The following is a 20,115-nucleotide window of genomic DNA, read 5'->3' as shown; positions in this document are numbered from 1 at the left end:
CGTGCCGCTGTTCGCATACTAGCGGCGCGCCGGCCCGCGCCGATTTCCAATTTCTCATGCATATAGCCAACGCTTATGGAACGAGGAACGCTCAAGACCGCACAATTGCAGACGCTCGTCGCGATCGCCGAGCACGGCACGCTGATGGCCGCCGCCGAAGCGTTGAACGTGTCGCAGCCCGCGGTGACCAAGAGCATCAAGGAACTGGAATCCCGCCTCGGTGTGCAACTGCTGGAGCGCAGCGGCGCGGGCGTGCGTCTCACGCGCTACGGCGAAACGCTGTTGCGGCGCGCACGCGCCGTGGTCGCGGAAATCGTGAGCGCCGAGCGCGAGCTCGAAGCGATGAAGTCGGGCGTGGAGCGCACGCTGTCGATCGGCGTGTCGTTGCTGGCATCGTCGATTGCGATGCCCGAGGCGTTGCGCGCTTTCCGCGAGCGGCTGCCCGAGGTCCGGCTCAACGTGTATGAATGCGCGCCGGCGCAGATCATCGACGGCCTGCGCGACGGCTCCTTCGATCTGTGCGTCGCGTTCGTCGCCGCCAGCGACATCACGGCGGAATACCGCGTCGTGCCGCTCGGCGAATCGGCGCAAGTGCTCGCCGCGCCGCGCGGCGATCCGCTCGCGCGCGAAACGCAGCTCGCGCGCATCAACGGCGCGCGCTGGCTCTACTACCACACGCGCGACAGCTTTCCCGCGTTCTGGCGCGAACTCTGCGGCGACAGCACCTTGCCGATGCCGCCGCATGTGAACGTCTGCACGTCGCAGCGGCTCTATGCGCAGCTCGCGCAGGAAGCGGGAACGATCAGCGTATGGCCCGAGCCGCTGCTCGAAGACGAGATGCGGCTCGGCCGCATGGAACGTCTGCACACGGACGCGCGCACCACGCGCCTCACGCTGGGGCTCATGTACCGCAAGGATCTGGTGTTGAGCGCGAGTCTCGAGTGCTTCATCGGGTGCATCCGGCGCACAGCCTAGCTCCGGGCTGACTGACGCAGATCGAACGGCGTCTCGCGCAGGCGCGTGCCCGTCAGCCTGAATACGGCGTTGGCGATCGCCGGAGCAACCGACGGACTCGACAACTCGCCGACACCGCCCGGCTTCGCCGGATCGCCCTGCACGATGTGAATGTCGATGTCGGGCATGTCGTTCATGCGCATCACGCGATACGAATCGAAATTGGTCTGCTGAACCCTGCCATGCCGGATATCGATGCGATCGGCGAGCGCATGCCCGATTCCCCACATCAGTCCGCCGTATAACTGCTCCTCGACGCCGCCTGGCGACACCGCGAGCCCGCAGTCGGCCACGCACGTGAGCTTCTCGATCACGATGCCGTCGTCCCGGCGCGTCACGCGCGCGATCACCGCGACATAGCTGCCATACGCGCGATTCGTCGCGACGCCGAGCGCTGTGCCGCGCGGCATCGGCTTGCCCCAGCCGGCTCGCGCCGCGGCCTCGCGCAATACGGCGACATGCCGCGCATCCTTCATGTGCGCGAGGCGAAACTCGACAGGATCGCGATGTCCCGCATGCGCGGCTTCATCCATGAACGACTCGACCGCGAACACGTTCGGGATATAACTCACCGCGCGATACCAGCCCGTCGGCACGCCCGTTTCATGACGCACCCAGCCGATATCGACGTTCGGCGCGCCATACGCGAACTCGTACTTGCTGATCGCTTCCGTGGTGCTGTAGTCCATGCGATCGGGACGATCGAAATAGCCCGGCTCCCATTGCTCCGGCGATGCGGGCATCACCGCCCGCAGTTGCAGCGCGGACAGGTTGCCGCGCGCATCGAGCACGGCCCGGCCGCGATGATGGCTCGCCGAGTGATAGAAGAGCGCGCGCATTTCGTCCTCGCGGCTGTTCATCAGCTTGACGGGCTGGCCGGTTTTGAGCGCGAGCCACGTCACTTCGAAAAGCCAGTACTTCGATTCGCGCGCACCGAAGCTGCCGCCCGAAACCAGCTCGTGCAGCACGACACGATTCGCCGGAATGCCGCCGATGACTTGCGCCGCCTCCTGCGCCGTCGACGGCACCTGCAAGCCGCCCCAATACGCGATGCCGCCGTCCTTCGCCCACGCGGTCACGTTGATGGGTTCGAGCGGATTCGCCGCCTTGTACGGCATCGAGTACGACGCCTGGATCACGCGCGGGCCGCGTTTCAGGACCGCCGCGGCATCGCCGTTCGTGACCGTCGGCACGACGCGCGCGGCGGCATCGTCGAGCCATGCGGCCTGCCGCGCCGACACCTCGCGGCTGTCGAAGTTTTCGAACAGGCTGTCTTCCCATTCGACATGCAACGCCGCCTGCCCCTTGTGCGCGGACCAGTAATCGTCGGCGAGCACGGCGACGCCCGCCTGATTGCCGCCGAGCACGTCCGGCCGTCCGGGTATCTGCAGCACTTGCCGCACGCCGGGCACGGCGAGCGCCGCCTTGGCGTCGACGCTGCGCACGCGCGCATCGATCACGGGCGCGCGCGTGACGACCGCGACGAGCATGCCGGGCAAGCGCACGTCGAGGCTGTACGCGAACGCGCCGCATACCTTTTGGGCGGCGTCGCGTTTCTTGCGCAGCTTGCCGATGTACTTGAATTGCGATGCGTCTTTCAACGGCGCGTCTTTCGGCGCCGGCACGGTCGCGGCGGCGACAGCGAGCGATCCGTAACTCGCACGCGCGCCGCTCGCGGTGTCGATCACGAAGCCGTTGTCCGTCGCGCACGCGGACGGCGGCACGTTCCATTGCTGCGCCGCCGCCGCGATCAGCATCGCGCGCGCGGTTGCGCCCGCGTGCCGCAAGCGATCGTATTCGAGCGACACGCTCGTGCTTCCGCCCGTCGAAAACACCTTCCACAACGGATGAATGTAATCGGCATAGAAGGGATTCTCGGGCGTGATCACGTCGATGTGAAACGGATCGACATCCAGCTCTTCCGCGACGAGCGCCGCGAGCGCGGTGCGCGTGCCGGTGCCCGAGTCGTGCTTGTGGACGACCAGCTTGACCGTGTCGTCGGGGAGCACGCGTACCCATGCATTCGGCTCGAATTCTCCGCTGCCCGGATGAGGATCGCCGCTCTTCGCCAGCGCGTCGGGCAGGCGAAAGCCTATCGCCAGTCCCGATGCCAGCAACGCGGAACTCTGCTTGATGAAACGGCGGCGCGCTGCGTCATGTTCGATCAGCATTCAGACCTCCGCCGCCGCGCGCTTGATGGCGCGGCGAATGCGTGCGTAGGTGCCGCAGCGGCAGATGTTGCCGGACATCGCGGCGGTGATGGCGTCGTCGGTGACGGACGGCTTGCTCTTCAGGAAAGCCGCCGCCTGCATCAGTTGTCCCGACTGGCAATAACCGCATTGCGGCACGTCTTCCGCGACCCAGGCGCGCTGCAACGGATGCGCGCCGTCTTTGGACAGACCTTCGATCGTCGTGATGCGTCTGCCCGCCACGGCCGCGATCGGCAACAGACACGAGCGCACCGCCTCGCCGTCCAGATGCACCGTGCATGCGCCGCAAAAGCCGCCGCCGCAGCCGAATTTCGTTCCCGTCAAACCGATGCGATCGCGCAGCACCCACAACAGCGGCATGTCTTCCGGTACATTGTCGAGCGGGTGCCGCGCGTCATTGACGATGATTTCGATCATGCGCTGTCTCCTGAATGTCGTTCGTGCGTGCGGCCATTATCGGAAGCGGCCGTGCCGGAACGCCAGCGACGATTTCTTTGATCATCCGTAAGCCCGGCTAACACCCATGTTGAAGCGCTATCCTTCGATCCAGTCGATGCAGGCCTTTCTGCAGGCCGCCCGCTCAGGCAGCTTCTCGAGCGCGGCGCGCCAGTTGTCGCTCACGCACAGCGCGATCAGCCAGCAGATCCGCACGCTCGAAGAGTTCGTCGGCCAGCCGCTTTTCGTGCGCGAAGGCGCGCGCGTCGTGCTGACCGATGCGGGCGCGCTCTTCGCGAACCAGCTCGGCGATGGCTTCGAGCAGATCGACCGCGCGTTGTCGTCGGTGAAGGAACGCGCGGTGAAGCAGTCGATCACGCTCGACGTCGACCCCGAACTGGCGCAAAGCTGGCTCGTCGCGCGCCTGCCCGCGTTGCTCGGTGCGTTGACGAACACGTCGCTGACGTTGCTTTCCGCGCCGCGTCACGATCGCAGTGCATTCGAGCGCGTCGATCTCGCGCTGCGTTACGGCTACGGCGAATGGGACGGCTTCGAGAACGCCCTCGTTTGCGGCGATCGTCTGACAGTGATGGGCTCGCCCGCGCTGCTGCAGGCGCGCGGGCTTTGCGCACCGCTCGCACCACAGCAAGTGCTCGCGCTGCCCCTGCTCGGCTATACCAAGCGTTCATGGATTCCGTGGCTCGCCGCCGCCGGATTGCCGGAAGTGGAACCGCATGCGGTCGCCGTCTTCGACAACGCCGCGGGGCTCATCGCGGCCGCGAGCGCGGGCGTGGGCGCCGGACTCGCACGCGGCCTGCTCGCCGCCGATGCGCAACGCGAAGGCAAGCTGATCGAACTCACCACGGTCGAGATCCCGACGCACTACAACCTCTACGCCGTATGGCCGCGCGAGAAAACGGCGCGCGTGGCGCCGCTCGTCGATGCAATACGCGGCCTCGTCGCGCAAACGGTCAACGTGCGGGCGCGGGACTGACCACGTCGCGCACCGTGTCGAGAAACCGGGCCAGCACGGGCGATGGCGTTTCCGCGCGATAGCGCGCATGCAGCGACACTTCGGGACAGGGCGACGCAAGCGGCACGAAGGCGACGCCGCCGCTCGACAACTGCCGCGCCGACGCCGGCAGCAGCGCGACACCGAGCCCTTCGCGCACGAGACACAGCAGCGTATGCAGTTCGACGACTTCCTGTTCGATGCGCGGCGTGAATCCCGCCTCGACGCAGCAGTCGCGCAGAAACCGCGCGAGTTGCGATTGCAGCAACCCGAACGACAGGAAGCGTTCCGCTTCGAGCTCGCGCAACGCGATCTGCCCGCGTGACGCGAACGCATGCGTCAACGGCAGCGCCACCACCGCGGGCTCCCGCAACACGACTTCGCTGACGATTTCCGGATCTTCATGCGACACGCGAAAGAAGCACACATCGAGCCGCCGCTCCTTGAGCGCCTGAATCTGCGCGGCGGGCGTCATCTCATGCAGCGTCCATCTCACTTGCGGATGCTTGCGCGCGAACACGCCGAGCGCGCGCGGAATCGGTTCGACCATCGCCGAGCTGATGACGCCGATCTCGAGACTGCCCACTTCGCCGCGCCCCGCGCAACGCGTGAGATCGATCGCCCGCTCGAACTGCGCGAAGATCAGCGGAGCCTGCTCCTTCAGTGTTTTCCCTGCCTCCGTGAGCTCGACGCGATGTTGCGAGCGCAGAAAAAGCGCCGTGCCCATTTCCTCTTCGAGGATGCGGATCTGCTGGCTCAGCGGCGGCTGTGAAATGTGCAGCCGCGCGGCTGCGCGCCCGAAATGCAGTTCGTCGGCGAGCACCGCGAAGTACCGCAAAAGCCGCATGTCCATATCGCTAACGTATCAAGATCGTGGTCAAAAAATATTGTACAGAGCGTGCGTAACTTGTGAGACTGCATCGCAAGCAGCAGTGCACGTCAGTGTGACACTCGATGCCGGCGAGGGGAAGGCGCTTCGACAAGCGTCTTGCAAAAGGCCGCATGGGCGAGCTCGCGAGAGCTTTTGTTCCATCGACGCGCCTGCCCGCGATCCGGCAACTGGACACGCCAGTTCCCCTCAAGGAGATCGAGACCAATGATCATCGACACAAGCTGTTATCCGACCAATCTCGTCGACCTCGCCTGGCGCCATGACGGCGAACCCTTTTCGGGCGAGCGTCTGATCGAGGTGATGGACGGCCCGTACATCATCAACGGCAAGCCGCGCCGCATCGACAAGGCTTTCATTCAGCCGCCGCAAGGCAACACCATCTATACGTGGACCGACGGCGTGCGAAGCGGCCGCGAGTCGATCGACGACTACATGGCGTACACCGTCGAGATGACGCAGAAGTATCCCGACCGCCTGCTCGGCTGCTTCGTCTATAACCCGCGCTGCGGCCCCGAGAACGGCGCCGACGCGATCGAGTTCTACGCGAAGGAGCACGGTTTCAGGATGGTGCAGTTGCAGGCGAACATGCACGCGTATCGCCCGGACCGCGCGCTCGACTGGCTGCGCCCCGCACTGCGCAAATGCGCGGACCTTGGCCTCATTGTGAAGCTGCATACCGGCGACGGTCCGTACAGCATTCCGAGCGAATGGTATCCGCTGATCCGCGAGTTTCCTTCGGTGCCGTTCATCATGGCGCACTTCGGCGTGCAGACCGGCGGCGTGTACTGCTTCGAGCCGTATCAGATGGCGCTCGATACGCCGAACGTGTATTGCGAATCGAGCTGGTGCCTGCAGTCGCGCATCGTGGAGTTCGCGAAGGTCTTGCCCACGCACAAGATCCTGTACGGCTCCGACACGCCGCCCAACGAGCCGGGCATGTGGCTGCGCCTGCTCGAAGTGCTGTGCCATGAGCCGCCGCAAGGGCTCAACCTCGACGAAGACACGCTCGAAGACTATCTCGGCAACAACCTCGCGCGCATGCTCGGCCTCGAACCGACCGCGCCCCCGAAGACGGTGGAAGAAGCACGAGCCCGTCTGGACCAATACAAAGAAGCCGACTACGCAGGAGCACGTTGATGATCATCGATACCCATCTGCATCCGACCAATCTCGTCGACGAAGCCTGGCGGCATACGGGCGAGCCCTTCACCGGCGAACGCCTTCTGAAGATGATGGACGGCCCGTACATCATCAACGGCAAGCCGCGCCGCATCGACATGGGCTTCATCCAGCCGCCGCCGGGCAACACCGGCTATCGCGACGGCAACCGGCGCGGCCGCGAAGGCATTCGCGATTACATGTCGTATATCGCCGAGCTGACGCAGAAGTATCCGGACCGCTTCATCGGCAACTTCACGTACAACCCGCGCTGGGGTCCGGAGAACGGCGCGGCCGAACTCGAATTCCACGTGAAGGAGTACGGCTTCAAGATGCTCAAGCTGCACGCGAACATGCACGGCTACCGGCCGGATCGCGCGCTCGACTGGCTGCGTCCGGCGATGAAGAAATGCGCCGAGCTGGGCGTCGTCGTGCTGATCCATACGGGCGACGGACCCTACACGATTCCCACGCAGTTCTATCCGATCATCCGCGAGTTCCCGATGGTGAATTTCATCATCGGTCACTTCGGGATTCAGACGGGCGGCAATTACTCGTTCGAAGCGTTCTGGATGGCGATGGACACACCCAACGTCTATTGCGAATCGGGCTGGTGCTATCAGTCGCGCATCGTCGAGTTCGCGCGTCAGTTGCCGCGCAACAAGATCGTGTTCGGCACCGACTCGCCGCCGAACGAGCCGGGCATGTGGCTGCGCGAGCTGGAAATGCTGTGCGGTCCCGCGCCGCAAGGCATGGATCTCGATGAAGACGGCCTCGAGGACTACATGGGCAACAACATCGCGCGGCTGGTGGGCATCGAGCCGACCAAACCGCCGAAGGATCTTGCCGAAGCGGAGAAGCGATTGAAGGCCACGTACGTGACCAGCGACGAAGTCGCGCAGACGGCCTGATCTCATGCGGGCGCGGTCGGTCACGCGCCCTTCTTCCTCTCGACGGAGCTCACGATGGCCGATAACCTCTTGCGCGCCACGCAGGACTTTCATTGCTTCACGCATGCGTATCGCGAGCGCTATCCCGGCGATGTGCTGACGCTCACGCAGCCCTTGTCCGCCGATCAGGATGTCACGGCGATCGTCGCGGCGCTCGCCGCACGCGGGCAGCATCCGATGCTCGTATGCGAGCACGTCGAAGGCATCGGCACGCCTTTGGCGACCAACTTCTTCGCATCGCGCGAGCGCATCGGCCGTCTGTTCGATGTCGATGCGAGCGGCCTCTTCGAGGCTTATCAGCAACGCGCGAACGCGCCGATCGCGCCCGTGCATGTCGCGAGCGGCCCCGTGCTCGATGAAGTCATCGAAGCCGATGCGGTCGATCTCGCGACACTGCCGATGATCCGCCACTTCGCCACCGATCGCGGCCCGTACATCACGAATGCGGTGATCGTCGCGGAAGACCCGGTGACGGGCGTCGCCAACCTCAGCTATCACCGCTCGATGCTGCATGCGAAGAACGCGCTCGCAACGAGCCTGCATTCGCGCGGCCACCTGTGGCGCATGTTGCAGACGGCGCAGGCGCGCGGCGACACGCTGAAGGTCGCGATGGTCATCGGCGCGCATCCGTTGTTCATGCTCGCGGCGGCATCGCGCGTGCCCTTCGGCGCCGATGAGCGTGCGATCGCCGGCGGACTCTTCGGCGCGCCGCTCGAACTCGTTCGCACGCCGCGTCATGGCATCGGCGTGCCGGCCGCCGCGGAGTTCGTGCTCGAAGGCACGATCGATCCCGATGCGCGCGCCGACGAAGGTCCGTTCGGCGAGTTCACCGGCTATTCGTCGGATCGTTCGACCAACAACGTGCTGCGCGTCGACACGATGATGCGTCGCCGCGATGCATGGCTGGTCGATGTCGTCGGCGGGCCGTATGCCGAACATCTGACGCTCGCCCGCCTGCCGCGCGAAGCGGAAATGAGCGAGAAGCTGAAGGCGCGCTTTCCGTCCGTCACCGCACTGCACTATCCGAACTCCGGCACGCACTTTCACTGCTATGTCGCGCTGAAGCAGACGCGCGATGGCGAAGCACGCCAGATCATGCTCGCGCTGCTCGGCTGGGACCCGTATCTCAAGCATGTGGTCGCCGTCGACAGCGATATCGACATCACCGACGACTCGCAGGTGCTGTGGGCGATCTCCGCACATTCGCAGCCGCATGAAGACGTGTTCATCGTCGGCGGCTTGCCGGGCAGTCCGCTCGATCCCTCGTCGTCCGCCGATGGCACGACGTCGCGCATGGGGATCGACGCGACGCGCGGCTCGCGTTTCGACGGCATGCGCGCGCGCATCGGCGAGGATGCCGTGCAGCGCGCGGCGCACATACTCGACGGAGCCGCGCGATGAGCACACGACGCATCGCGGTGGGCATCAGCGGCGCATCGGGTTTCATGTACGGCGTGCGCCTGCTGCAATTGCTGCGCGAACTCGATATCGAAACGCATCTGACGATCTCGCGCAGCGCGCTCCTGACGATGCAGCACGAGACCGACTGCAAGCTCGCCGATGTCAGCGCGCTCGCAAGCGTCACGTATCGAAGCGACGACATGGCGGCCGCCATTTCCAGCGGTTCGTTCCGCACGCTCGGCATGATCGTCGCGCCCTGCTCGATGAAGACGCTCGCGGAAATCGGCAGCGGGCTTTCGTCGAGTCTCATCTCGCGCGCCGCCGATGTCACGTTGAAAGAGCGCCGGCCGCTCGTGCTGCTCGCGCGCGAAACGCCGTACACGCTGGCGCATCTGCGCAACATGATCGCCGTCACCGAAATGGGCGGCATCGTCGCGCCGCCGGTGCCCGCATTCTATGCGCGCCCCGCGACGCTCGACCAGATGATCGATCACACGCTCGGCCGCGTGCTCGATCTGTTCGGGCTCGATTGCAACGTCGTGCGGCGCTGGAAGGAACACGAAGCTCACTGACTCAAAGGAGAGAAGCGATGACTCATATCCATACGACTCACAACGCGTTCGAAAAAATTCCCGTCACGGTGTTGACCGGCTTTCTCGGTGCGGGCAAGACGACGCTGCTCAACTACATCCTGCGCGAGAAGCACGGTCACAAGATCGCCGTGATCGAAAACGAGTTCGGCGAAGTCGGCATCGACGGCGGCCTCGTGCTCGAATCGACCGAAGAGATCTATGAAATGACCAACGGCTGCGTGTGCTGTGTCGGCGCGGTGCGCGAGGATCTCGTCCGCATCGTGCGGATACTGGTCGAGCGGCCCGAGCGGCTCGATCACATCATCGTCGAGACGAGCGGGCTCGCGGACCCGTATCCCGTCGCGCAGACCTTCTTCATCGACGATCCGATCGCGCAACGCGTGACGCTCGACGCGGTCGTGACGATGGTCGACGCGAAGCACATCGCCGCGCATCTCGACGATCTCGTGCTCGATGGCCGCGACAATCAGGCGGTCGACCAGATCGTGTGCGCGGACCGCATCGTCGTCAACAAGGTCGATCTCGTGACGCCGCCGGAAATCGCGTCGTTGAAGGAGCGGCTGCGCGGGCTCAACGCGACGGCCGAGATCGTCGAATCGAGCTATGCGCAGATCGATTTGCGCAAGATCCTCGGGGTCGGCGCCAATGAGTTCGCGCAGCAGCTCGTCGAAGCCGATGAAGCGCATGACCACCATCATCATCATCATGAAGAAGACCACGACGATCATCTCCACGATGAAAGCGTGTCGTCGGTCGGCATCGAAGTCGAAGCGGACATCGATCTCGACGCGCTGGAGGCATGGCTCGCGGAACTGCGCGCATCGGACGCGACGAATCTCTTTCGCATGAAGGGCATCTTCGCGGTGAAGGGGCAGCCGTACCGATACGTGCTGCAAGGCGTGCACGACATCATCGAGCTGCGCGCGGCGCAGGCGTGGGGCTTCGAGCCGCGTTCGAGCCGAATCGTGTTCATCGGGCGCGAGCTCGATCGCGCCGCGCTGACCGAGCGCTTCCATGCCTGTCTCGCCGTGCCGGTCGCGGGCTGACGAACGAAGCCGCCGATAACGATAATCAGGAGACACGTGATGAACACCGACCAACACCCTGTCGATCGCGTCCTGCCCAAACGGCAGATGATCACGCTCGGCCTGCAGCACATGCTCGTTGCTTACATCGGCGCGATTGCCGTGCCGCTGATCGTCGCATCCGCATTGAAGATGTCGCCCGCGGACACCACCGTGCTCATCAGCACGGCGCTCTTCTGCTCGGGCATCTCGACGGTGCTGCAAACCGTCGGCGTCTGGAAGTTCGGCGTGCGCCTGCCGATCCTGCAAGGCGTCGCGTTCAGCAGCGTGGGGCCGGTCATCGCGATCGGCCTGAGTCCGGGCGTCGGCTTCGCCGGCGTTTGCGGCGCGGTGATCGGCGCGGGCGTATTCACGATGTTCGCGGCGCCGCTCGTCGGACGTCTGCGGCGTTTCTTTCCACCCGTCGTGACCGGCTGCATCGTCACCGTGATCGGCCTGCAGCTCTTTCCCGTCGCGTATCAATGGGCGGGCGGCGGCGAGAATGCGCGGCACTTCGGCGCGCTGCCGTTTCTCTGCGTCGCGCTGTTCGTCGCGCTCGTGATCCTCGCGGTCAATCGCTTCGCCAATGCGTTCCTGCGCAATCTGTCGGTGCTGATCGGTCTCGTGTCGGGCAGCGTGCTGGCGTGCGGGCTCGGCATGGGCGACTTTCGCAACGTCGCCGACGCGCCGTGGTTCACGATGCCGCTGCCGTTTCACTTCGGCATGCCGGTGTTCTCCGTGGTGCCGGTGCTGACGATGATCGTCGTGATGGTCGTGCAGATGGTCGAATCGATGGGCCTCTTCGTCGCGATCGGCGATATCGTCGACAAGAACATCAGCGAGGAAGACGCCGTGCGCGGCATGCGCGCGAACGGTCTCGCGAGCGCGATCGCCGGCATGTTCGCTGCGTTCCCGTTCATCGCGTTCATGGAGAATGTCGGGCTCGTGATCCTGACCGGCGTGCGCAGCCGATGGGTCGTTGCGGTGAGCGGCGTGCTCATGTGCGTGGTCGCACTGGTGCCGAAGATCGGCGCGGTCGTCGCATCGACGCCGGCGGCGGCGCTCGGCGGCGCGGGCATCGCGATGTTCGGCGTCGTGGTCGCGGCGGGCGTGCAGACGCTCTCGAAAGTGGACTTCGAGCGCAATCGCTATAACGTGCTGATCGTCGGTTTCACGATCGCCACCGCGCTCATTCCCGTGATGGCGCCGCAAGTCTTCAAGCAGATGCCCGAATGGACGCAGCCGTTCGTGCACAGCGGCGTCGTGCTCGCATGCCTCGTATCGGTCGTGCTGAACGCCGTGCTCAACGGCGCGCACGAGGAAGACGTCGTGCCCGCGCACAATATGGTGCGCGAGTAAAACGTGACGACAGGACAACCCTCCATGAATTCAATTAATAAAGCATTACTTATCAAAAATCCGGCTGCGGTGATGAGCGGCTTGCGCGGCGACGACGCGCGTCTCGGCCAGGCGGATATTCGCATCCGTGACGGCATCATCACGGCGATCGGGCCGGATCTCGAAGCACGCGACGACGAGCGCGTCATCGATGCGCGTTCGTGCGTCGTCTATCCGGGCTGGGTGAACACGCATCATCACCTGTTCCAGAACCTGTTGAAGGCGGTGCCTTCCGGCATCAACGCCGATCTTCAGGAATGGCTCGCCGCCGTGCCGTATCCGCGGCTCGCGCGCTTCACGCCGGAACTCGCGCGCGTCGCCGCGCGGCTCGGCATGGCCGAGTTGCTGCTGTCGGGCGTGACGACCTGCGCGGATCATCACTATCTCTATCACGCGGACGGCACCACCGAAACCGGCGATCTGCTCTTCGACGAAGCGGCCTCGTTCGGCCTGCGCTTCGTGCTGTGCCGCGGCGGCGCGTTGCAGGCGGCGGGCGATCATCCGGGCTTCTCCAAGGTCGCCCTGAAGCCCGAGACGCTCGACCAGATGCTCGCCGATATCGAACGGCTGAAGGCGCGTTATCACGATGCGCGAAGCACCTCGATGCGCCGCGTCGTCGTTGCGCCGACGACACCGACCTTCTCGTTGCCGCCCGACCTGCTGCCCGAGATTTCTCGTGCGGCGCGCGGCATGGGCCTGCGCATGCACACGCATCTTTCGGAGACGCGGCGCTATGTCGATTTCTGCCGCGAGCGCTTCGACAAGCTGCCGGTCGAGTTCGTCGCCGATCACGAATGGCTCGGTCCCGATGTGTGGTTCGCGCATCTCGTGCATCTCGAAGCGAGCGAAATCGCGATGCTCGCGGAAACCGGCAGCGGCTGCTCGCACTGTCCGGTGAGCAACGCACGGCTCGGCAGCGGCATCGCGCCCGCACCGCAGATGGCCGCGGCGGGCGTGCCGATGTCGCTCGCGGTCGACGGCGTCGCGTCGAACGAGTCGGGCAGCATGATCAACGAGGCGCACTTCGCGTGGCTCGTGCATCGCGCGGCACAGGGTGCGTCGGCGACGACCGTCGAGGAAACGATTCACTGGGGCAGCGCGGGCGGCGCGGGCGTGCTCGGTCTCGATGCGGTGGGCACGCTCGAAGTCGGCAAGGCCGCGGACCTCGTGCTCTACGACATCGACGATCCGCGCTTTTACGGCTATCACGATCTCGCGGTGGCGCCGGTGGCCTCGGGTGAGCCGGTGCGCGTGCGCTACAACATCGTGAACGGCCGCGTGGTCGTCGATAACGGCGTGATTCCCTTACTCGATCTCGACGCCTTGCGCCGCGAAGCCGCCGTGGGCGTGAAGGCTTTACTGGACGACTAGGGAGATATCGCGATGCAAACGAAACGCCTGAGACTCGGGATTCTCACGCCGTCGTCCAACACGGCGCTCGAACCCATCACCTGCGCGATGCTGAGCGCGCTGCCGCACGTGAGCGCGCACTTCGCGCGCTTCACCGTCACGCAGATCAGTCTGTCGGACCAGGCGCTCGGCCAGTTCGACGTGAACTGCATACTCGATGCAGCGAAGCAGCTCGCCGATGCGCGCGTCGACGTGATCGGCTGGAGCGGCACGTCGGCGGGCTGGCTCGGCTTCGAGCGCGACGAAGCGCTGTGCCGTCAGTTGACGGAAGCGACCGGCATTCCCGCGACGACATCGGTGCTGGCGTTGAACGAGATTCTCGCGAAGACGGGCGTGCGCCGTCTCGGCCTCGTCTCGCCTTATATCGACGATGTGCAGGAGCGCATCATCCGCAATTACGAGCAGCTCGGCATCGAGTGCGTGGCGGAACAGCATCTGGGCCTGAGCGAGAATTACAGCTTCGCCGAAGTGCCCGACACGCTGCTCGCCAGCATGATGCGCGAAACCGCGTTCGCTCGTCCCGATGCGGTGACGACCTTCTGCACGAATCTCCATGCCGCGCATCTCGCGCAATCGTTCGAGCGCGACACGAGCATTCCCGCCTATGACACGGTCGCGACCGTCGTATGGAAAGCGCTCAGGATGCTCGATGTGGATCCGTCGCCGCTCTCCATGTGGGGCAAGCTGTTCTCGCTGCGGCTGTGACGCGGCGACTCAATCGCCCAACGCCACGCCCTCGCGACGTGGATCAGCGCCGCCGGCCCAGAACTTCGCGCCGTGCGTGCGCTGCTTGCGCACGATCGCCTGAACGCCGCTCGTCATCTCCACTTCGGCGACCTGATGCCCGCGCGCGCGAAGCGCATCGGCGAGGCCCGGCGTGACGAGTCCTTTCTCCAGCTCGGTCGGACCGTTGCGGCTGCCGAAATTCGCCATGCCGATGGCCGTCTGCACATCCATGTTCCAGTCGAGCAGCGCGACGAGCGTCTTCGACACGTACTCGATGATCTGCGATCCGCCCGGCGAGCCGAGCGTCGCGACGAGCGCGCCCGATTCGCGATCGAACACGAGCGTCGGCGCCATCGACGAGCGCGGACGCTTGCCCGCCTCGACGCGATTGGCCACCGGCTTGCCGTTCTCTTCGGGCACGAAGGAGAAGTCGGTCAACTGGTTGTTGAGCATGAAGCCATGCACCATCAGATGCGAGCCGAAGTAGGACTCGATGGTCGTGGTCATCGATATCGCGCCGCCGCGATCGTCGACCGCCACGATCTGCGATGTCGATACGCGCAGCGGCGAGCGGTCCGGCGCGAACGACACGCTCGTGCCTCGTGGCACGCCGGGCTGCGCCTTGCCCATGCTCCTGTCGCCGATCAACGCGGCACGCTCGTTCAGATAGCGCGGGTCGATCAGCCCGGCGACATCGACTTTCACGAAGTCGGCATCGGCCACATAAAGACCGCGGTCGGCGTAGGCGAGCCGGTCCGCTTCGGCGATCGCATGCACGGCGTCCGGGCTGGCTTCGAAAAGCGCAGGCGTCGTGACGGGGCTCGGCTTGAGCGTCGCGAGCGCATAGCGCGGATCTTTCTTGCCGAGCGCCTGCGCGATGCCGAGGATCTGCGCGATCGCGATGCCGCCCGACGACGGCGGCGGCATGCCACATATTTTCCAGCGCTGATAGTCCGTGCAGACCGGCGGGCGCTCTTTAGCCTGATAGCGCGTCAGATCGGCCTCGGACAGGGTGCCGGGATTGGCGCTGCCGTTCACGGCCGCGACGACATCGCGCGCGATCTCGCCCGAGTACAACGCGCTCGTTCCTTCATGCGCGATGCGCCGGAGGGTGCGCGCCAGCTCCGGGTTGCGGATCACGGTGCCGACCGGCTTCGCCTTGCCGTCCGCGTCGAGAAAATAGCGCGCCATCTCGGGCGAACGGGGCAGGAACTTGTCCTGCGAGACTTGCGTATAGAGGCGTTCGGAGACCGGGAATTCCTTCTCCGAAAGCTGAATCGCCGGCTCGAAGAGCGTCGCCCACGGCAGACGGCCATGCTGCCGCCAAGCGAGCTCCAGCACGCGCAGTGCGCCCGGCGTGCCGACGGATCGCCCGCCGATTTGCGCTTCGCTGAAGTCCATCGGCTTGCCATCGGGCCGCAGGAACAGACGTTCGTTCGCGCCTTGCGGCGCGGTCTCGCGCCCGTCGTAGGCCTGCACGCGCTTGCCGTCCCAATACATGATGAACGCGCCGCCGCCGATTCCCGTGGCCTGCGGCTCGACCAGCGTCAGCACGGCCTGCATCGCGATGGCGGCATCGATCGCCGAGCCGCCCTTGCGAAGCATCCTGCGGCCGGCTTCGCTCGCGAGCGGATTGGCCGCGGCCGCCATGTGACGTTGCGCATAAGCGGTCGACAAGCCGTTCCGATAGCCCGACGACACTTCGGGCGCGGGCGGCATCGCAGGCGGCGGCGCGGGTGGCGCGGAGGCCGTTTCAGGCAGCGGCGCGGCGGGCTCGGCGGCCTGCTGCGAGGTGCCGCATGCGCCCGACAACGCGGCGAGACAGACGATCAACGCGCCGCGCCATGCGTGCAGCGCCGCCGCCGCGACGGCGCGCTTGACTGGCCGATCCATGCGCTCTCCTTTGCACTCCGGACGAGGCGCTCTCGCGCTCGCCGAATCGATCGATAGCTTCGCTCCAAAAGATTAGGCGCTTCTTCGATTTTGGAAAGGAAGATTTCGTTTTCGATACGGGCGTGCGGGGGACTCGGGTGGAATGATTCAGAGGGCGTACCGCTTTAAGTCAAACCGTGTCGCCGCTCTTCTTTCGGGACCGGTATTCCGTCGGCGACATCATGAATTGTTTTCTGAACACCTTCGAGAATCGCTCCCCGTTGGTCAGGCCGGTCCTGCGCGCGATCTTGTCGACGGGCAAGTCGCTCTTGGCCAGCAACTCGCAACTGAGATTGAGACGCGCGCGCAGAAGAAACTGCGAAGGCGTCACGCCCATCTCGCGCTTGAAGAGCCGCAGGAAATTGCGCTCGCTCATCGCCACGGTGCGCGCCGCGTCGCCGACCGAAATGGAACGTCCGCAATTTCGTTCGAGCCAGCGCGCGGATTCCTGCGCCTTCTCCGCGAGCGTCGTCGTTCCGATGGTGCTGAGCATGATCGGCAGATGCTGGTCTCTCGCGGATGCGAGACGGTCGGCCACCGCTGTCGCAACGTCGTAACCGAGGTCGCGCTTCACGAGTGCGAGCGCGTTGATCAGCGCATCGCCACGCTCCGTGGACGCCCATCCGTTCGACGTTCCGGCATTCACGATGCCGCGCTCGACAGACGCCCAGTCGCGCCTCGAAATGCCGGCCGCGGCGAGCAGCGCGTCGCCGTTGCCCAGCGAGCCCACGATGGCGCTCTGCGAACAGGCGATCCTCAACAGTTCGATCAGCGATTCGTCCGTGGCCGCGCGCTTCACGCCGGTACCGCCCGCAATGTAAAGCGCGTCGAAACTTTGAAACCGCTGGCCGCCCAGCCTGTCGGTCCACACGCATACCGATGATGAACACGCAACCGCGCCCCCGCGTGCGGAGACGAGACGAACGCTGTAAGTCACACCATTGCCCGAAGCGGAAGACTGAAGCTCGTTGCTCAGATGCAGCGCCTCGGCCAGCGTCCCCGCGCCGAGAAGCGAAAAACCGTCATACAAGAGAATGCCGATGAACTTGACCATCTTCTCTTCAGACAATCGATAAACACTGCTGATTTCTGCATCGCCGAAGGATGTAGCGTAAGACATGGTCTTAATCTCCTGAATTTCGGTTTGCAGACACGCCAAAGCTCTTGACGTACGAATGCCGCCTGATTCGAGCGTAGCGTCCGATTGGATTCTCTCTTTCCGCCGTGGCGGGCAAAAGCATGGTTTTGGCCGAGAACGTCGCATCCGGCGGACCGGCGCGCGCGATGATCGATTCACATTCAGACGCCTTTGTCCGAACGACACGAAGATGATTTTTTCGAACTGTCGTACGGACTTCGAACTAGATGGCTGACGATCGTGAAAGGCAACCGGTGATTTCACGGATGCGTCTCGACGATGACGTCGGCTCATGCACGTGCGTGCCAAATCTCCTTGAAGCACGGATGGCGCTTTCGTCATTTACGCGTCGAAACGGCGCTCGCGTAAGCCGCCGGCAACCCGGCCAACACCTTGCCGTATTCGGTCACGCGCACAGCCGCAACTGACGCCGGCACTACGCTCTGTCATGCATGGAACGTCGAACGAGTACTCGTTTCGAAAATGCACGAGGCTCCGCCGAGATGAACGTGCGAACGCGCAGGCACGCGTGGATGGGACTATCTCGAATCAGGGAGTCGCTCACATGAGCTTCAGCAAGCGATACTCGCAATACTATGATCTCTTCGATCACGAGAAGAAGAACTACCGAGCTGAGGCGGCGTTCGTCACGGATATGCTCGGCCGCTACGGGATAGTCGGCGGCAATCTGTTGAATCTCGGCTGCGGGACCGGACGCCACGCGGCGGAATTCGCGGCCACGGGATTTTCGGTTTCGGGCGTGGACATGAGCGCCGACATGCTCGCCCGGGCCGACGCGCGACGCATCTCGTTGCCGGGCACCGTGGCGAAGCGCCTCAGGTTCCAGCAGGGCGACGCGCGCACGGTGCGCACGGACGAGCTTTACGACGCCGTCGTATCGCTGTTCCATGTCGCGAGCTATCAGACGACCAACGCCGACTTCATGGCGATGTGCCACACCGCCGCCACGCATCTGCCGCGCTCCGGGCTCTTCCTGTTCGACTGCTGGTATGGTCCCGCCGTTCTCGCCGACCCGCCCAGGGTGCGGATCAAGCGCGCCGCCAGCGACGAAACCGTGGTGATACGGATCGCGGAGCCTTTGATGCGCCCTCACGACAATACCGTCGCGGTGAACTATACGATCATGATGACCGACGGCAAGACGCAGTGCGTCGAGACCGTTCTCGAAACTCATGTGATGCGTTATATGTTCAAGCCGGAAGTCGAGCTGATGCTGGACCTGAGCGGGTTCGAAGTGCTCGAAAGCGTGAAGTCGATGGGCGGAGAGCTGAGCGCCGCCGACCGGTCCGCGACGTTCGTCGCGCGCAAGAGATAGTGCCTCGCGAGCGCGCTCCACACGCGCTCGAACACGCGGCTCAATACGCGTTGATGCCGCGCAGCCCCTTGAAGATCGTCGCGGCGATAATCCGCATATCGAGCGCGAACGACCAGTTCCCCAGATAGTACAAATCGTGCGCGACCCGCGCTTCCATTTTCTCGATCCGGTCGGTTTCGCCGCGAAGGCCGTTGACCTGAGCCCAGCCGGTGATGCCGGGCTTGATCCGGTAACGATGGATATAGCCCGACACGACCTTCTGATACAGATCGTCGTGTTCGATGGCATGTGGACGCGGCCCCACCACCGACATGTCGCCGCGCAATACGTTGAAGAACTGCGGGAGTTCATCGAGGCTCGTTCTGCGCAGGAATGCGCCGACGCGCGTCACGCGCGGATCGTTGCGCGTCGCCTGGCTGAGCACGCCGGCCTCCTCGGTATGCATGCGCATCGAGCGAAACTTGTAGATGGTGAAGACACGCCCGTCCGCGCCCTTTCGGCGCTGCCTGAAGAATACCGGGCCGCGTGAGCTCAGCTTCACCGCGATCGCAATGGCAATCAGCAAGGGCGACACGACGCCGAGCGCGAAGAGCGCGAAGAGCCGGTCGAACACCTCCTTCTGCAACAGCGCCCGCTGCGAAAGCGGCGACGCCAGGAGATTGATCGCGGCCACACCCAGAAGCTCGGTCACGCAGCTTTCGAAGAGCGCGAGACTGCGTACGTCCGGAATGAAGCGCACGTTGACGAGATCGTCACGGAACTCGTTCACGAAGCGCAGGATGGTCCGTTCCTGCGACAGGGGCAGCGCGAGCCATACCTCGTCCACGTTCTGTTCGCGAACGTGCTTCACGAAAGTGTCGAAATCGTCGAAGAGGGGCGCGCGTGATCTGATCGGCAATTCGGGCGAGGCGTTGAACACGGCGATCGTGCGAAAGCCCGTATGACTCGCCCGCTCGATCGACGTCATGATCGACTCGCAATGCCTGCCGCAACCGACGATGGCGACCTGATGAAAATTCATGCCGGCGTGACGCATGCGCGCGAGGACCGCATGCGTGGCGAGACGGCCGAGGATCATCAGCCCTGCCGATGTCGCGGTCCAGTAGACGAACCACAGACGCGAAACCTGATCGAGCCGATGCAGCGAAAACATCAGCACGAGCGCACAGGTCTGCACCACCAGCCAGGCGAGCGAGACGCGGCTCGACAGCACGAGCTTGCTGCGCCCGCGCCACGATTCGTATACGCCGAAGCCCGGAAACAGCGCGAGAGAAAACGCCGCTGAAAACGCGACGAACGGCATGTAGTAATCGGGCTCGGTGATATGGTCGAACCTGATCAGCGACGCGACGCCCGCGCCGCAGACCACCATGCATACATCGAACAGCCGTGCCAGCAATCCCTGTATATCGCGCATGTCATACCCCGAGCCTGAGATGCCTGCTG

At 64.6% G+C, this 20,115-nt stretch carries 17 protein-coding genes; 11 read left to right on the top strand and 6 right to left on the bottom strand.

What is annotated here, in order from left to right; all coding sequences use genetic code 11:
• Positions 1-75 precede the first annotated feature (75 nt).
• Entirely contained in the window at positions 76-975 is a 900-nt protein-coding gene (locus U4Y90_RS23440; RefSeq protein WP_321798111.1) for a LysR family transcriptional regulator, read from the top strand.
• On the opposite strand, the gene U4Y90_RS23435 is transcribed toward U4Y90_RS23440, so the two are convergent.
• Both U4Y90_RS23435 and U4Y90_RS23430 read right to left on the bottom strand, forming a co-directional pair.
• Complete coding sequence (locus U4Y90_RS23435; protein ID WP_321798110.1) at positions 972-3,185, bottom strand: xanthine dehydrogenase family protein molybdopterin-binding subunit; 2,214 nt, start codon at positions 3,183-3,185, stop codon at positions 972-974. The two genes, U4Y90_RS23440 and U4Y90_RS23435, sit on opposite strands and share 4 nt — an antisense overlap.
• Entirely contained in the window at positions 3,186-3,641 is a 456-nt protein-coding gene (locus U4Y90_RS23430) for a (2Fe-2S)-binding protein (protein ID WP_321798108.1), read from the bottom strand.
• Positions 3,642-3,747: 106 nt separating this feature from the next.
• Here U4Y90_RS23430 and U4Y90_RS23425 point away from each other — a divergent pair, with 106 nt between their 5' ends.
• Entirely contained in the window at positions 3,748-4,653 is a 906-nt protein-coding gene (locus U4Y90_RS23425) for a LysR family transcriptional regulator (protein WP_321798107.1), read from the top strand.
• Here U4Y90_RS23425 and U4Y90_RS23420 read toward each other — a convergent pair.
• Positions 4,631-5,524, bottom strand: a complete 894-nt coding sequence (locus U4Y90_RS23420) for a LysR substrate-binding domain-containing protein (protein ID WP_321798106.1) — start codon at positions 5,522-5,524, stop codon at positions 4,631-4,633. The genes U4Y90_RS23425 and U4Y90_RS23420 overlap by 23 nt on opposite strands.
• A 243-nt stretch (positions 5,525-5,767) precedes the next feature.
• Here U4Y90_RS23420 and U4Y90_RS23415 point away from each other — a divergent pair, with 243 nt between their 5' ends.
• From U4Y90_RS23415 to U4Y90_RS23380, 8 genes are read left to right on the top strand one after another with little or no spacing between them, the layout of a single operon-like run.
• The gene (locus U4Y90_RS23415) at positions 5,768-6,700 is read left to right on the top strand and encodes an amidohydrolase family protein (protein WP_321798105.1); all 933 of its coding nucleotides are present in this window, start codon (positions 5,768-5,770) and stop codon (positions 6,698-6,700) included.
• Positions 6,700-7,632, top strand: a complete 933-nt coding sequence (locus U4Y90_RS23410) for an amidohydrolase family protein (protein ID WP_062259803.1) — start codon at positions 6,700-6,702, stop codon at positions 7,630-7,632. Before U4Y90_RS23415 ends, U4Y90_RS23410 begins: the two co-directional genes overlap by 1 nt.
• A gap of 54 nt (positions 7,633-7,686) precedes the next feature.
• The gene (locus U4Y90_RS23405) at positions 7,687-9,072 is read left to right on the top strand and encodes a UbiD family decarboxylase (RefSeq protein ID WP_321798103.1); all 1,386 of its coding nucleotides are present in this window, start codon (positions 7,687-7,689) and stop codon (positions 9,070-9,072) included.
• A complete protein-coding gene (locus U4Y90_RS23400; protein ID WP_321798102.1) occupies positions 9,069-9,644 on the top strand; it encodes a UbiX family flavin prenyltransferase in 576 nt (191 codons plus the stop codon). The genes U4Y90_RS23405 and U4Y90_RS23400 overlap by 4 nt, the downstream gene beginning before the upstream one ends.
• Before the next feature lie 17 nt (positions 9,645-9,661).
• Positions 9,662-10,711, top strand: a complete 1,050-nt coding sequence (locus U4Y90_RS23395) for a GTP-binding protein (RefSeq protein WP_321798101.1) — start codon at positions 9,662-9,664, stop codon at positions 10,709-10,711.
• A gap of 39 nt (positions 10,712-10,750) precedes the next feature.
• Positions 10,751-12,088 carry a nucleobase:cation symporter-2 family protein gene (locus U4Y90_RS23390; protein ID WP_321798100.1) on the top strand — a complete coding sequence of 446 codons (1,338 nt, stop codon included), beginning with the start codon at positions 10,751-10,753 and terminating at the stop codon, positions 12,086-12,088.
• A 24-nt stretch (positions 12,089-12,112) separates the two neighbouring features.
• On the top strand, positions 12,113-13,498 hold the full coding sequence (locus U4Y90_RS23385) for an amidohydrolase family protein (RefSeq protein WP_321798099.1): 1,386 nt from the start codon (positions 12,113-12,115) through the stop codon (positions 13,496-13,498).
• Positions 13,499-13,510: 12 nt separating this feature from the next.
• Positions 13,511-14,242, top strand: coding sequence for an aspartate/glutamate racemase family protein (locus U4Y90_RS23380; RefSeq protein ID WP_321798098.1), 732 nt, complete (start codon positions 13,511-13,513; stop codon positions 14,240-14,242).
• Positions 14,243-14,251: 9 nt separating this feature from the next.
• Here U4Y90_RS23380 and U4Y90_RS23375 read toward each other — a convergent pair whose 3' ends face one another.
• Both U4Y90_RS23375 and U4Y90_RS23370 read right to left on the bottom strand, forming a co-directional pair.
• The gene (locus tag U4Y90_RS23375; RefSeq protein WP_321798097.1) at positions 14,252-16,156 is read right to left on the bottom strand and encodes a gamma-glutamyltransferase family protein; all 1,905 of its coding nucleotides are present in this window, start codon (positions 16,154-16,156) and stop codon (positions 14,252-14,254) included.
• Positions 16,157-16,325: 169 nt separating this feature from the next.
• The gene (locus U4Y90_RS23370; protein ID WP_321798096.1) at positions 16,326-17,597 is read right to left on the bottom strand and encodes a GlxA family transcriptional regulator; all 1,272 of its coding nucleotides are present in this window, start codon (positions 17,595-17,597) and stop codon (positions 16,326-16,328) included.
• Between the two features lie 301 nt (positions 17,598-17,898).
• Here U4Y90_RS23370 and U4Y90_RS23365 point away from each other — a divergent pair, with 301 nt between their 5' ends.
• Positions 17,899-18,669 (top strand): class I SAM-dependent methyltransferase, encoded by a 771-nt coding sequence (locus U4Y90_RS23365; RefSeq protein ID WP_321798095.1) that lies wholly within the window; start codon positions 17,899-17,901, stop codon positions 18,667-18,669.
• A gap of 40 nt (positions 18,670-18,709) precedes the next feature.
• Here U4Y90_RS23365 and U4Y90_RS23360 read toward each other — a convergent pair whose 3' ends face one another.
• A complete protein-coding gene (locus U4Y90_RS23360) occupies positions 18,710-20,086 on the bottom strand; it encodes an undecaprenyl-phosphate glucose phosphotransferase (RefSeq protein ID WP_321798094.1) in 1,377 nt (458 codons plus the stop codon).
• Between the last annotated feature and the right edge of the window lie 29 nt (positions 20,087-20,115).

It is taken from the genome of Caballeronia sp. J97, assembly GCF_905220305.1.
In the GTDB taxonomy this organism is placed as follows: Bacteria; Pseudomonadota; Gammaproteobacteria; order Burkholderiales; family Burkholderiaceae; genus Caballeronia.
The sequence above is the reverse complement of the archived record's forward strand: the minus strand, read 5'-3'. Positions and strand labels throughout refer to the sequence as shown.

Bases quoted from the DNA above. Each gene is read 5' to 3' on its own strand.
- U4Y90_RS23430 (WP_321798108.1), bottom strand. From the start codon at position 3,641: ATGATCGAAATCATCGTCAATGACGCGCGGCACCCGCTCGACAATGTA.
- U4Y90_RS23415 (WP_321798105.1), top strand. From the start codon at position 5,768: ATGATCATCGACACAAGCTGTTATCCGACCAATCTCGTCGACCTCGCC.
- U4Y90_RS23410 (WP_062259803.1), top strand. From the start codon at position 6,700: ATGATCATCGATACCCATCTGCATCCGACCAATCTCGTCGACGAAGCC.
- U4Y90_RS23440 (WP_321798111.1), top strand. From the start codon at position 76: ATGGAACGAGGAACGCTCAAGACCGCACAATTGCAGACGCTCGTCGCG.
- U4Y90_RS23385 (WP_321798099.1), top strand. From the start codon at position 12,113: ATGAATTCAATTAATAAAGCATTACTTATCAAAAATCCGGCTGCGGTG.
- U4Y90_RS23365 (WP_321798095.1), top strand. From the start codon at position 17,899: ATGAGCTTCAGCAAGCGATACTCGCAATACTATGATCTCTTCGATCAC.
- U4Y90_RS23420 (WP_321798106.1), bottom strand. From the start codon at position 5,524: ATGGACATGCGGCTTTTGCGGTACTTCGCGGTGCTCGCCGACGAACTG.
- U4Y90_RS23390 (WP_321798100.1), top strand. From the start codon at position 10,751: ATGAACACCGACCAACACCCTGTCGATCGCGTCCTGCCCAAACGGCAG.
- U4Y90_RS23435 (WP_321798110.1), bottom strand. From the start codon at position 3,185: ATGCTGATCGAACATGACGCAGCGCGCCGCCGTTTCATCAAGCAGAGT.
- U4Y90_RS23400 (WP_321798102.1), top strand. From the start codon at position 9,069: ATGAGCACACGACGCATCGCGGTGGGCATCAGCGGCGCATCGGGTTTC.
- U4Y90_RS23380 (WP_321798098.1), top strand. From the start codon at position 13,511: ATGCAAACGAAACGCCTGAGACTCGGGATTCTCACGCCGTCGTCCAAC.
- U4Y90_RS23405 (WP_321798103.1), top strand. From the start codon at position 7,687: ATGGCCGATAACCTCTTGCGCGCCACGCAGGACTTTCATTGCTTCACG.
- U4Y90_RS23360 (WP_321798094.1), bottom strand. From the start codon at position 20,086: ATGCGCGATATACAGGGATTGCTGGCACGGCTGTTCGATGTATGCATG.
- U4Y90_RS23395 (WP_321798101.1), top strand. From the start codon at position 9,662: ATGACTCATATCCATACGACTCACAACGCGTTCGAAAAAATTCCCGTC.
- U4Y90_RS23375 (WP_321798097.1), bottom strand. From the start codon at position 16,156: ATGGATCGGCCAGTCAAGCGCGCCGTCGCGGCGGCGGCGCTGCACGCA.
- U4Y90_RS23425 (WP_321798107.1), top strand. From the start codon at position 3,748: ATGTTGAAGCGCTATCCTTCGATCCAGTCGATGCAGGCCTTTCTGCAG.